The following is an 11826-nucleotide window of genomic DNA, read 5'->3' on the forward strand; positions in this document are numbered from 1 at the left end:
ACCGGATGCGCGATTGCCAGAGTAGCACTGGATTTTTCTCCAAGGCCCGCCACGGCCGCCCCGCGATGATGGCGGCGCGGCTGGCCGTCGCGGCGGCGCTGGCAGGAGGGTTGGCAGGGTGCGCCCTCAACGCCCACGATTCGAGCGGATCGCAATCGGTCGGCATCGACGGCGTCACGGCGCAGCAGGCGCGCGGCATCGCCCGCGAAGCCTATCTGTACGGCACGCCCATGGTCGCAAGCTACCAGACCATGCATGCCTTCAGCATCGACAAGAACAACCCCCAGTACAAGGGCCCGTTCAACAGCGTCAACAACGTCGCGCGCGTGTTCACGCCCGAAGATACCGCCTTCGTCACGCCCAACGCCGACACGCCATACACCTTCGCGGTCCTGGACTTGCGCGCCGAACCCGTGGTCATCACCGTGCCCGCCATGGAGCCGCGGCGCTACTTCGTGCTGCAACTGATGGACCTGTACACCTATAACTTTGCCTACATCGGCAGCCGCAGCACGGGCAATGGCGGTGGCCGGTTCCTTGTCGCAGGTCCGAACTGGAAGGGCAAGCCGCCGGCCGGCATCACCAAGGTGATCAGGTCGGAAACCGATCTGGTCAATCTGGTCGGACGCACCCAGCTCTTTAACGCGGGTGACCTGCCGAACGTCAAGCGCATCCAGTCGCGCTACAAGGTCCAGACCCTGTCGGCCTTTCGCAAGCAGCGCGCGCCCGAGCCGGCGCCGGCCGTCGATTGGATCGCGCCCGAGCCGCCTGCGCAGATGCGCAGTTCGCTGGAGTTCTACAACCAGCTCGCCTTCCTGCTGCGGTTCGCGCCGGCCCATCCCTCGGAACAATCATTGCGCGCACGCTTTGCCAGCATCGGCCTGGAACCGGGCCGGCAGTTCGATTTCAACAGCATGAACCCAGCATTGCGCCGCGCCTTGCAGGAAGGCATGCATGACGGCCAGAACGACATCGACAAGAACCGCGAGGCCCTGAACGGCAAGACCGATGGGCTGTTCGGCGACCGCAACACGTTGAAGAACGACTATCTGGCGCGCGCCACGGGCACGCAGGTCGGCATCGGCGGCAACAGCCGTGTGGAAGCGCTGTATCCCGTGCTGGAAAACGACAGCACCGGCCAGCCGCTGGATGGTCGCAACAAATACACCCTGCGCTTCGCGCCGCGCAGCCTGCCGCCCGTCAACGCCTTCTGGTCCATGACCCTGTACCGCCTGCCCGAGCAGCTGCTGGCGTCCAATCCGCTCAAGCGCTATCTGATTAACTCGTCCATGCTGCCAACGCTCAAACGCGACCGCGACGGCGCCATCACGATCTACATCCAGTCGGAGTCGCCGGGCAAGGGCAAGGAGTCCAACTGGCTGCCCGCGCCGGCCGGGCCTTTCATGGTCACGTTGCGGTACTACTGGCCCAAGCCTGCGTTGCTGGACGGCAAGTGGGCGTCGCCGCAGATAGAGCGGGCCAGGCAGGCGCCGGCGGCTCGTCCGGCGCCTTTCCCGCCGCAGGTTCGACACTAACGGCGGTCTGGGCTACAAGAAGGCCTTGCGCGGACCAGTCGTCGCAGTCTTCGGCCGGGCGCAGTCGGGCAGCCGCCCATACAGGGAGCGACGCGCCGCATGAAGCGCAACTTCAATATTCACGACCTGCGCATTTTCTACGCCGTCGTCATGACCGGGTCGACCCGGCAGGCGGCGCAGTCCATGCATCTGACGCAACCAGCGGTCAGCCACGCGATTTCCCGTCTGGAAAGCGCCACCGGCGTGCAGCTGTTCGACCGGTCTCACAAGACACTGCGCCCCACCGAGGCTGGCCAGTACCTCTACAGCGAAGCGAAGTTCGTGCTGGACGAACTGGTCCGCATCGACGAGGCCCTGCACAGCATTGAACAGTTCGGCGGACGCGGCCTGCGGATCGCGTCCTCGCCCGCGCTGGCGCTGGGCTATGCGCCCGACGCCGTGCGGCGCTACTTGGATGCCAACGGCACCCGGCCTTTTTCCATCGACATCGAATCGTCGGTGCAGGCCATCAGCGCCGTCGAGACCATGCGCGCGGACTTCGGCCTGGGCGCGGTGGAACGCGACAGCGCGCGCCTGGCGTTCACGCCATTCCTGCGCGCCGACGTCATGGCCATCGCGCATCGCGATCATCCCCTGGCGGCGCGCGACACCATCGCGGCGGGCGAGATCCCGCCAGACACCTACGTGAAGCCCTTGTGGTCCGACTATGTGGTCGCCCAGGGCGACATCGCGGATTCGCTGCTGCTGAGCTCCGGCATGCGGGCGCATATGTCCTTGCTGCCTGGCACTGTCCGGGCCGTCAAGGGCATCAGCCTGGTCAACGCCCTGTCCGCGTGGGACATCGTGACGGCCTATCCCGATCTGGTCGCCCGGCCCCTGGCGTCGCGGCAGTGGTTCGACTTCTTTCTCATCACCCGCAAGGAGCCGCGCAACCGGGACCTGGCCGAGCGGCTGCTCGACGCCCTGCGCGCCACGGCGCAGGACCGCCGCCAGGGCGTCTATGCGCAGACGGTCCAATTGCTGGAGTAGACCGCAGCCTCAATCCGCCGGCGGCTGCCAGGGCAGCGATTGCAGGTCGCCGTCTATGCTGATTGCCTGCCCACTGATCATCGCCCCGAACGGACTCGCCAGGAACAGCGCCATGTTGGCGATGTCCGCCGCGCGCACGAACTGCCGCAGGCTGACGCCGGCCAACTCCAACCGGGTTTCTTCCTCCACGGTCAGGCCCATGTTCCTGGCGCGCGCTTCGATCACCCGGTCGATCCGCGGCCCGGCCACCAATCCCGGCAGCAGCGCGTTGACGCGGATGCCATGGCCGCCCAGCTCGACCGCGAGCGAACGGGTCAGGCCCACCACGCCCCATTTGGTCGCGGCATAGGGCGTACGCATGGGGATGCCCATGCGGCCAGCCACCGAGCTGATGTTGATGATGCTGCCGCCGCCTGAAGCGCGCAGCGCCGGCAACGCATGGCGCACCGTGTGGAACTGCGATGCCAGATTGATGTCCAGCGTCGCGTCCAGCTCCTGCGGCTGGATGTCCGCGATGCCTGCGGTCGGCCCGGCGATGCCCGCGTTGTTCACCAGTACGTCCAGGCCGCCCAGCTGCGCCAGCGCTTCCCGCATGTAGCGGTCGATCTCGTCGCGCCGGCTCACGTCGGCGCGCGACCAGGGATGGGGGCAGGCCGCCAGGGCCTGCTCGTCCACGTCGCAGACGTGGACCCGCGCGCCGCGTTCGGCGAACGCGGCGGCGATCGCCGCGCCGATGCCGGCCGCACCCGCGGTCACGATGGCGCGCTTGCCGGACAGGTCCACGGGCAGCGCGGAAATATCCCCCGGGACAGCGTTCTTCACAGTCATGCCAGATCCTTTGTATTGCGGCTCAAGGCTTCATCAAACGGCAGGTCGATTCCGCCGGCGAGGTATAGACCTGGTCGCCCGGCACGCGGGCCACCAGCTTGTAGTAGTCCCATGGGGCCTTCGACTCGGCCGGCGTCTTCACCTGCATCAGGAACATGTCGTGCACCATGAGGCCGTCGGCGCGGATCTTGCCGTCCTTGACGAAGAAGTCGTTGACCGGATTTGCCTTCAGCCATTTCATGATGGTCTCGCCATCGGTGCTCTTGGTGGCTGCCACCGCCTTCAGATAGGTCGTGGCGGCGGAGTAGTCGCCAGCCTGCAGCATCGACGGTTTTTTCTTCATGGTGGCCTCGAAGCGCGACGCCCATTTGCGCGAGGCATCGTCCTGGTCCCAGTACCAGGCCGTGGTCAGATACATGTTCTGCGCCGCTTGCAGGCCCAGTGCATGCACGTCCGTGATCAACACCAGCAGGCCCGCGATCTTCATCTTCGGCGTCAGGCCGAATTCATTGGCGGCCTTGACGGCATTGCTGGTGTCGCTGGCCGAGTTCGCCAGCCCCAGCACTGACGCGCCGGATGCTTGCGCCTGCAAGATGAACGACGAGAAGTCCGCCGCGTTCAGGGGATGCCGGACCCGTCCCTTGGTGGCGCCGCCATCGGCCTGCACCACCGCCGCCGCGTCGCGTTCCAGCGCGTGTCCGAAGGCGTGATCGACCGTCAGGAAGAACCAGTCCTTGTTGCCTTCCTTCATCATTGCCCGCGCCGTTCCGCGTGCCAGCGAAACTGTGTCGTACACGTAGTGCACGGTGTAGGGCGTGCATTGGGAATTCGTCAGCTCTGAGGCGCCCGCGCTCACCACGAAGAAGGGCGTCTTTTTCTCTTCCGCTACTTTCGCCATCGCCAGCGCTGCCGCCGAATTCGCGCCCGCGATCAGCATGTTCACGCCTTTCTGGTCCAGCCATTCGCGCGCCCTGGAAGAGGCGATGTCGGCGCGGTTCTGGTGGTCCGCCACCAGGATCTCCACCTTCTTGCCCGCCACCACGCCGCCCAGGTCCGCCACGGCCATCTTGATCGCCTCGGCGCCGCCCGGGCCGTCGGCGTCCGCCGACAGGCCGGACATGTCGGTAATGAAACCGATGCGGATCACGCCATCGTCGGCTTGCGCCGCGCTTGCCATCCCCAACAGCGCGGCCACGGCCGTCGCGCACAATGTCTTTTTCATGTCTGATCTCCCCACGGGATTGGATTCTTGTTCAGAACGCGACGTTGTCGCGGCCCTTCAGTTGCAGCGTCTCGCGAGCATCGTCGGGCGTGGCGATCTGCAAGGACAGGTCTTCCAGGATGCGGCGTATCCGCCGCACCTGGTCAGCATTGGATTGCGCCAGTTCCCCCGGCCCGTCCCACAGCGAATCCTCTAGCCCCACGCGGACATTGCCGCCCATGGTCGCCGCCATCGTCGCCAGCGGCGTCTGCTTGCGCCCGGCGGCCAACACCGACCAGATGTAGTCGTCGCCGAATAGGCGGTCCGCCGTGCGCTTCATCATCATCACGTCTTCGGGATGCGTGCCGATGCCGCCGCGTATGCCGAATACGGACTGGATCAGGAAGGGCGGCTTGAGCAGCTTGCGGTCCACGAAATGCGCCGCCGTGTATAGGTGCCCGATGTCATAGCACTCGATCTCGAAGCGCGTGCCGTTGTCGCTGCACGCGGTCAGGATGTGCTCGATGTCCTTGAAGGTGTTCTTGAAGATCAGGTCGTTGCTGCCTTCCAGATAGGGACGTTCCCAGGCGTGCTTGAATTCCTTGAAACGCTCCAGCAGCTCATACATGCCGAAGTTCATCGAGCCCATGTTCAATGACGCGACCTCGGGCTTGAATTGCAGCGCCGGCGCCATGCGGTCGGCGATGGGCAGCACAGGCGACCCGCCGGTGGTGATGTTGATCACCACGTCCGAGGCTTGCTTGATGCGCGGCAGGAACTGCGCGTACAGCGTCGGATCCTGGGTGGGCTGCCCGGTATCGGGTTTGCGCGCGTGCAAGTGCACGATGGCCGCGCCCGCTTGGGCAGCATCCAGCGCGGACTGCGCGATCTCGTCGGGCGTGACGGGCAGATGCGGCGACATCGACGGCGTGTGGACCGAACCGGTGATCGCGCAGGTGATGATGACCTTGTTCCTGGACTTTTTCATGGGCCTCGGGCTGCGCGCTTGCGCATGCATTTTTTGATGGTTTTCATGGCCCCGGCTGTCTCCTCCGGGTGTGGGCCATTCTGTCCCACGCCCGTGGCCCATGTCACCTGAACAGAAATAATCAATTGATAGGATTTTCGGTGCTGCGGTGCAGCGAAAATGGCGTGCCGCGCCTGCGGGGGAATCCCGGCTGGACTACAATTTCCGTAATCCGGAACGCCCGTTCCGATGGCTGTCCGATCACGCAGAAATCGCCTTCCCATGCTTGATATTCAGACCTCCCGCCCGCTGCGGGCCATGCAGCCTGGGCGCGGCCAGATCCGCCTGACGCAGGTGCCGACATGAGCTACGTATTGGCAGTGGACTTGGGCGGCACGCGCTTTCGCGCCGCGTTGGTGGACGCGCACGGCGCCATCGCGCATTCGTGCTTCATCGAAAGCCCCGCGCGCGCCGGCCCTGACCATCATCCCGGCTGGGACGAGATCGACGCCGATGCCTGGTGGCGCGGCTTGCAAGCCCTGGCCGATGCCCTGGCCGCGCAGGCGGACGCCGCTTTCAACGCGGTGGAGGCCGTCGCGATCTGCGGCGTCACGCGCACGCAGGTCTTCATTGATGCGCAAGGCGCCGCCATCCGGCCCGCGATCACCTGGCGCGATACGCGCGCGGCGGCGGACGTGGGCGCGTGGCTTGCGTCCATGCCGTCGTCCCATCCGGAACATGCGCAGATCAACGCTTTCCATCCCTGGGCGCGCGTGGCCTGGCTGCTGCGCGCCGAACCCGAGCACGCGGCCCGGGTGCGGCTGGTGCTGGAACCCAAGGACTACCTGAATTTCCGCCTGACCGGACGTACTGCCAGCGACACGGTATCGATGGCGCGGCTGGCGGCGGCCGCAAGCGCCGCGCCCGGGTGTCCGGATCTGCTGACGGCGGCGGGAGCCGACCCGGCCTGGGTGCCGCGCCTGCTCGATCCGCTGGATATCGTCGGGCCAGTGCAAGCGGGGCTGCCGGGCGCGCTGGCGCGCCTGGCGGGACGCCCCGTAGTGGCCTGCGCCAACGACACCTGGGCGGCCGTGGCTGGCCTGGGCGCCTTGCGGCCGGGCTACGCCTACAACATCTCCGGTACCACCGAAGTCTTCGGCGCCGTGGGCGCCGAGCCGGTGCAGGCGCAGGGCCTGATGACGGTGGACTGGGGCGGCGGCCATCATCAGATCGGCGGGCCGGGCCAGAACGGCGCGGACACGGTGGCGTGGCTGTTGCCGTTGCTGGGCCGTCTGGGCGACGAGGGGATGGCGGGCGTGGGCGAAGCCATGGACGCCTTGCTGGACGCGCCGCGCGACCCGCAGCCGGCGCTGTTCCTGCCCTATCTGCAGGGTGAACGGGTGCCTTATTGGGACCCGCACCTGCGAGGCGCCTTCCTGGGCCTGAACCGCCGCCACGGCCCGGGCGACTTGGCTTGGGCCGTGCTGGAAGGCGTGGCCTTTCTTAACCGCATCGTGCTGGAGCGCGCCGAAAGCGCGCTGGGCAATCCTGTGGTGGAAATCCGCTTCGGCGGCGGCGCCGCGTCCAATGCCCAGTGGTGCCAAGTCAAAGCGGACATCTGCGAACGCCCGCTGGTGGTCGGGCAGGCCGAGCAGCCCGGCGTGCTGGGCGCGGCGGTGGCGGCGTGGACGGGCTTGGGGCGCTACAGCAACTTCGCGGCCGCGCAGGATTCCCTGGTGCGCGTGGCGCAACGCTACGAGCCCCAAGCCGAGCGGGCCCATGCCTATCGCCGCATGTACCACCAGTTCCGCGCCGCGGAAGCCGCGCTGGCGCCCGTGTCGCGCGCGCTGGCAGGCATCGACATGGGCTGATGGCCCGGGTATAAACTACGTCGCCATCAGCAGGGCGCAGCGACGCGCCCACATAACAAGCAAAACGCAGCAAGGGTTGAGTCGATGCGCGGCATCCTGGAAAAGTACGGCACGGCAATCGCGGGATTGGTCTTGGTGCTCTTCTTCGCATTGGCCGCCCCGAATTTCGCGGCGCCCAACAATCTTCTGAACATCGCCAAGGAAACCAGCTTCCTGGCCATCATCGCCATCGGCTTCACGCTGGCGCTGGTCACGGCAGAACTGGACTTGTCCGTGGCCGACGTCGCCAGCCTGGCGGCTGTCGTGACCGGCGCCCTGGTGCATACCGGCCAGCCCGTGCTCCTGGCCATAGGCGCAGGCCTGGGCGTGGGCCTGCTGTGTGGCCTGGTGAACGGCATCGCCGTCACGCGGCTGCGCGTGCCCTCGTTGATCGCGACGTTGGGCATGGCTGCCATGGCGCGGGGCTTCGCCTTCATGCTGACCGATGGCGTTTCCTATGTAGGACGCTGGCCTGCCGCATTCACCGACCTGGCACGCGGCAAGCCCTTCGGCATTCCCGCCCTGGTGTTGTGGATGCTGGGCGCCGTGCTGCTGGCATTCTTTCTGGTCAAGTGGACCCGCACCGGCGCCCGCATGACCGCCACCGGCGAAGCCGGCGAATCCGCGCGGCTGGCCGGCATCAACATCCGCGCCATGAAAAGCATAGGCTTGGCCTTGTCCGGCCTGTGCGCGGGCCTGGCGGCCGTGCTGCTGACGTCCAGCCTGTCGTCCGCCGCGCCCAACATGGCCGGCGACTACTTCCTGTACGCGATCGCCGCGGTCCTGCTGGGCATGACCATGTTCAACCCCGGCCACGCCAACATACCCGGCACGCTGGTCGCTGCGCTGATCCTCAAAGTGCTGGGTAACGGCCTGGTCCTCATGGGCGCGCCGTATTACGTGCAGGACATCGTGCTGGGCTTCATCATCATCGCGTCCGTCGCGGTGTCATCGGCCGTGCTGAAGAAAGCGGCCTTCAAATTCTGATCGGAAGGGGAAGAGAACCATGCGTAAATCCTTGATGCGAAATCTGCTGCTGGCTGCGTTTTCCGTGCAGGCCCTGGCCATGGGCGCAGCCGCCCACGCCTTCGATGTCGGTGTCGTCGCGTTCCAGATGTCCTCGGAAACCCATGCGCGTGTTGCCAACGCCGCTGCCGAAGCCGCCCGCGCCAAGGGCTGGACCGTGACCCAGCTGAACGCCGAAGGGTCGCTGCCCAAGCTGGCCGAACAGCTCGACACCCTGGTCAACAAGAAAGTCGACGCCATCGTCATCGCCATGGGCAAGCCCGTCGAAACCGATGCACAGTTGCAGGCCGCCAAGGAGAAAGGCATCCCCGTCGTCGGCGTGATGTCCGGCGCCAGCCCCCACATGCTGTTCGACGTCGAGGTCAACGAATACGCCACCGGCGCCCAGTCCGTGCTCTATATGCTGGGCAAGATGGGCTATCAGGGCAATATCCTGTCCGCCCGCTTCGACGGCAACTCCGGCACCCGTATCCGCGGCAAGATGCTGGACGCCGTTCTGACCGAGAACACCGCCGTCAAGGACCTGGCCAAGTTCAGCATGGCCCGCACCCAAAGCTGGCGCGACGACGTGCGCAATGGCATGCAGGCTCTGTTGCTGCGCCATCAAGGCCAGTTCAAGGGCATCTGGGCCTCGTTCGACGGCCAGGCCTACGTCATCGACGACTTGCTCCAGGCGCAGGGCATGAAGAAGGGTGACATCACCCTGGTGTCGGTCGACGGCAGCCCGGAAACCTACCGCCGCATCGCCGATCCCAACAGTCTCATCACCGCCACCATGATGATTCCCTTCGAGCAGATGGGCACCAAGGCCATCTACGCCATCGACCGCATCGTCGTGAAGAAGGAACCCCGGGAAACCATCGCCGCCGGCCCCTACCTGTTCATGGACTCCGTCCTGGTCGACGCCAGCAACGTGCAGAAATTCCTGCAACATACCAAGTAAGAGCCAGCAGCCATGACCGCCGCGTTGTCGCTACGCCAGATCAAGAAATCCTATGGCGCCGTCGAAGCCCTGAAGGGCGTGGACCTGGATGTGCCCCAGGGCAAGGTCATGGCCATCTGCGGCGACAACGGCGCGGGCAAGTCCACGCTCATCCGCATCATCTCCGGCGCGCAGGAACCCAGCGGCGGCGCGATGAGCCTGAACGGCCAGCAGGTCGTGTTCGGCTCGCCCCACGACGCCCTGGTGCAAGGCATTGCCACCATCTACCAGGACCTGGCGCTGGCCCCGCGCTTGTCCATCTGGGAAAACATTTTCATGGGCGCCGAGCTGGTGCGCCGCATGGGTCCGTTCAGCGTCCTGGACAAGCGCCGCATGGCGCACGACGCGCGCGGCTACCTGCAACGTCTGTCCGTGCCCATCGATGACATGGACAGACCGGTGGAACGCATGTCCGGCGGCCAACGCCAGGCCGTCGCCATCGCCCGCGCCCTGCGTTGGGACGCCCGCGTCGTTATCATGGACGAGCCCACCGCCGCCCTGGGGGTTAAGGAAACCGCATTGGTGCTGAACCTGGTGCGCAAGCTGCGTGAAGAGGGGCGCACCGTGATTCTCATCAGCCACAACATGGCCGATGTGGTGGCGCTGGCGGACCGGGTCGCGATCCTGAAGAGCGGCGCCAAGGTCATCGAACGCGATGTCGCCGGGCTGGACGCGGATGCGCTGGCGCATATGGTGATGACGGGCAGGGAATAGGTTCCTCGCGCGTCGTCCGAGCGGACAAAAAAAGGCCGCCGCCAGACTCTTCTGGCGGCGGCCTTTTTGCGTATCGCTGCGGGACTTAGTCCTTGCGGCTGGTCACTTCAACCAGGTGATAGCCGAACTGCGTCTTCACCGGACCCTGGACCACGCCAACCGGGGCGCTGAACACCACGGTGTCGAATTCCTTGACCATCTGGCCCGGGCCGAACGAACCCAGATTGCCACCGTCGCGCGAGGACGGGCAGCTCGAGTTTTCCTTGGCCAGCTGAGCGAAGTCGGCGCCGTTTTCGATGGCGGTCTTCAGTTCGTTAGCCTTGGCTTCGGTGGAGACGAGGATGTGACGGGCGGAGGCTTGTGCCATTTGGGGGCTCCTTGCGGACTTGAATTGGGGAGAGGGAGAGTAACGCATTCAGCGAGCTACTGCAGGAATTGCTAGGGTAACTCGAGAGCATGGAAAGCTCTAAGGCAATGGCCTCGGACTTGTTGTGTAGTCCCTTGATTACTATCGATTATTTCAAAATGTTATAAATGGCCTCAATCATTCATTTAGGGATAACGCAAGAGTGCATCCCGGAAAAGAGGCCAAAAGCACATGAGTATTCGACAGTGTCTGAGCAAGGTCCTGAAGGAATATGCAGCGGCGCGCGGTGCGGCCTTCTCCGGCCACCCTCTCGCTCAGTTCATACGTCGAGACTTCCGAGACACGGTGGCGGCCATTGTCGGTGCCGATCGGCAACTTACTTGCAAGGGCAGCTCGGGCCAAGGAAATTGGGGGCGCGGCCCGTGGTTGGGCGTGTTTTATGCACCGATTACCGAGAGTGCTCAGTCAGGCTACTACCCGGTCTTCTTGTTTCGCGAAGATATGCAAGGTGTGTTCCTGAGTCTGAACCAGGGGATGACTGAAGCGAAAGCTCACTACAAGTCAGATGCCAAGACAGCGCTGAAGGCGAAGGCGGCGAATTTCAGAGCTTTGCTGGGCTCTGCTTGGAAGCAATTCCCGCTGGTGGAAATCGACCTTGCTCCCAGTGCGTCGTCGAACGATACGGCCTTTTACGAGGCGGCAAACATATGTGCCAAATACTATCCGGCGGAAGATCTGCCTACAGAAGAGGTCTTGGTTGAGGATCTGAAGGCGATGCTGATGCTGTATGGCATGCTCTACGAAGCCGAGACTGTGGGTGGCTATAGCGCAGAGTCGGAAGCAGATGAGCCAGCAGACCTGCTGTATGAGGATTTGACGCGCTTTCGGATGCATGCGCGGCTAGAGCGTAGCGCCAAGCTCACTAAGCAAGTGAAGGCGAAAAAGGGCTGCGTCTGCGAAGTTTGTAATCTTGATTTCGAGAAGATCTACGGAGATCTAGGTAAAGGCTACATTGAGGCACACCATTTGCGGCCGCTCGCTACGCTAAAGGGGCAAAAGGTGTCGATGGATCCTGAATCGGATTTCGCTGTGCTATGCGCAAACTGCCATCGAATGATCCATCGGTCCGAGTATATTTCGGATGTTGATGAGTTTAGAAACAAGCATTTCGCGACTAGGAAGACCGGTTAGCCGTTCAGTCAGTTTGGCGTGATGGTTGCCGACGTTGCTCGATCACGCGGCACCAGACCGGGACGGCATGCAACTC

The 11826-nt window shown here is 64.7% G+C and carries 11 protein-coding genes; 7 read left to right on the forward strand and 4 right to left on the reverse strand.

What is annotated here, in order from left to right; genetic code table 11:
• Positions 1 to 5 precede the first annotated feature (5 nt).
• Both FOC84_RS16115 and FOC84_RS16120 read left to right on the forward strand, forming a co-directional pair.
• On the forward strand, positions 6 to 1535 hold the full coding sequence (locus FOC84_RS16115; protein WP_173145293.1) for a DUF1254 domain-containing protein: 1530 nt from the start codon (positions 6 to 8) through the stop codon (positions 1533 to 1535).
• Positions 1536 to 1634: 99 nt separating this feature from the next.
• The gene (locus FOC84_RS16120; protein ID WP_173145294.1) at positions 1635 to 2564 is read left to right on the forward strand and encodes a LysR family transcriptional regulator; all 930 of its coding nucleotides are present in this window, start codon (positions 1635 to 1637) and stop codon (positions 2562 to 2564) included.
• A 9-nt stretch (positions 2565 to 2573) separates the two neighbouring features.
• On the opposite strand, the gene FOC84_RS16125 is transcribed toward FOC84_RS16120, so the two are convergent.
• Genes FOC84_RS16125 through FOC84_RS16135 form a run of 3 tightly spaced genes read right to left on the reverse strand, consistent with a single transcriptional unit; the run spans position 2574 to position 5581 of the window.
• Positions 2574 to 3392 (reverse strand): SDR family oxidoreductase, encoded by an 819-nt coding sequence (locus FOC84_RS16125; RefSeq protein WP_173145295.1) that lies wholly within the window; start codon positions 3390 to 3392, stop codon positions 2574 to 2576.
• Between the two features lie 22 nt (positions 3393 to 3414).
• The gene (locus tag FOC84_RS16130; protein WP_173145296.1) at positions 3415 to 4614 is read right to left on the reverse strand and encodes an ABC transporter substrate-binding protein; all 1200 of its coding nucleotides are present in this window, start codon (positions 4612 to 4614) and stop codon (positions 3415 to 3417) included.
• Between the two features lie 31 nt (positions 4615 to 4645).
• Positions 4646 to 5581 (reverse strand): 3-keto-5-aminohexanoate cleavage protein, encoded by a 936-nt coding sequence (locus FOC84_RS16135; RefSeq protein WP_173145297.1) that lies wholly within the window; start codon positions 5579 to 5581, stop codon positions 4646 to 4648.
• 341 nt (positions 5582 to 5922) lie between these two features.
• Between FOC84_RS16135 and FOC84_RS16140 the strand changes: the two genes are divergently transcribed.
• The 4 genes from FOC84_RS16140 (at position 5923) to FOC84_RS16155 (ending at position 10192) form a co-directional block, all read left to right on the forward strand.
• The gene (locus FOC84_RS16140) at positions 5923 to 7431 is read left to right on the forward strand and encodes a xylulokinase (RefSeq protein WP_173145298.1); all 1509 of its coding nucleotides are present in this window, start codon (positions 5923 to 5925) and stop codon (positions 7429 to 7431) included.
• 84 nt (positions 7432 to 7515) lie between these two features.
• Entirely contained in the window at positions 7516 to 8457 is a 942-nt protein-coding gene (locus tag FOC84_RS16145; RefSeq protein WP_173145299.1) for an ABC transporter permease, read from the forward strand.
• A 19-nt stretch (positions 8458 to 8476) separates the two neighbouring features.
• On the forward strand, positions 8477 to 9439 hold the full coding sequence (locus FOC84_RS16150; RefSeq protein WP_173145300.1) for a sugar ABC transporter substrate-binding protein: 963 nt from the start codon (positions 8477 to 8479) through the stop codon (positions 9437 to 9439).
• Positions 9440 to 9451: 12 nt separating this feature from the next.
• Positions 9452 to 10192: an ATP-binding cassette domain-containing protein gene (locus FOC84_RS16155; protein WP_173145301.1), complete on the forward strand. Its 741-nt coding sequence runs from the start codon at positions 9452 to 9454 to the stop codon at positions 10190 to 10192.
• Positions 10193 to 10277: 85 nt separating this feature from the next.
• Here FOC84_RS16155 and FOC84_RS16160 read toward each other — a convergent pair whose 3' ends face one another.
• On the reverse strand, positions 10278 to 10559 hold the full coding sequence (locus FOC84_RS16160) for a peptidylprolyl isomerase (RefSeq protein ID WP_173145302.1): 282 nt from the start codon (positions 10557 to 10559) through the stop codon (positions 10278 to 10280).
• A gap of 231 nt (positions 10560 to 10790) precedes the next feature.
• Here FOC84_RS16160 and FOC84_RS16165 point away from each other — a divergent pair, with 231 nt between their 5' ends.
• Positions 10791 to 11750, forward strand: a complete 960-nt coding sequence (locus FOC84_RS16165; RefSeq protein WP_173145303.1) for an MrcB family domain-containing protein — start codon at positions 10791 to 10793, stop codon at positions 11748 to 11750.
• The last annotated feature ends 76 nt before the right edge of the window (positions 11751 to 11826 follow it).

Source organism: Achromobacter pestifer, from assembly GCF_013267355.1.
GTDB lineage: Bacteria > Pseudomonadota > Gammaproteobacteria > Burkholderiales > Burkholderiaceae_B > Achromobacter > Achromobacter pestifer_A.

Excerpts from the sequence above, each read along its gene's own strand:
- FOC84_RS16115 (WP_173145293.1), top strand. The coding sequence starts at position 6 with ATGCGCGATTGCCAGAGTAGCACTGGATTTTTCTCCAAGGCCCGCCAC.
- FOC84_RS16120 (WP_173145294.1), top strand. The coding sequence starts at position 1,635 with ATGAAGCGCAACTTCAATATTCACGACCTGCGCATTTTCTACGCCGTC.
- FOC84_RS16125 (WP_173145295.1), bottom strand. The coding sequence starts at position 3,392 with ATGACTGTGAAGAACGCTGTCCCGGGGGATATTTCCGCGCTGCCCGTG.
- FOC84_RS16130 (WP_173145296.1), bottom strand. The coding sequence starts at position 4,614 with ATGAAAAAGACATTGTGCGCGACGGCCGTGGCCGCGCTGTTGGGGATG.
- FOC84_RS16135 (WP_173145297.1), bottom strand. The coding sequence starts at position 5,581 with ATGAAAAAGTCCAGGAACAAGGTCATCATCACCTGCGCGATCACCGGT.
- FOC84_RS16140 (WP_173145298.1), top strand. The coding sequence starts at position 5,923 with ATGAGCTACGTATTGGCAGTGGACTTGGGCGGCACGCGCTTTCGCGCC.
- FOC84_RS16145 (WP_173145299.1), top strand. The coding sequence starts at position 7,516 with ATGCGCGGCATCCTGGAAAAGTACGGCACGGCAATCGCGGGATTGGTC.
- FOC84_RS16150 (WP_173145300.1), top strand. The coding sequence starts at position 8,477 with ATGCGTAAATCCTTGATGCGAAATCTGCTGCTGGCTGCGTTTTCCGTG.
- FOC84_RS16155 (WP_173145301.1), top strand. The coding sequence starts at position 9,452 with ATGACCGCCGCGTTGTCGCTACGCCAGATCAAGAAATCCTATGGCGCC.
- FOC84_RS16160 (WP_173145302.1), bottom strand. The coding sequence starts at position 10,559 with ATGGCACAAGCCTCCGCCCGTCACATCCTCGTCTCCACCGAAGCCAAG.
- FOC84_RS16165 (WP_173145303.1), top strand. The coding sequence starts at position 10,791 with ATGAGTATTCGACAGTGTCTGAGCAAGGTCCTGAAGGAATATGCAGCG.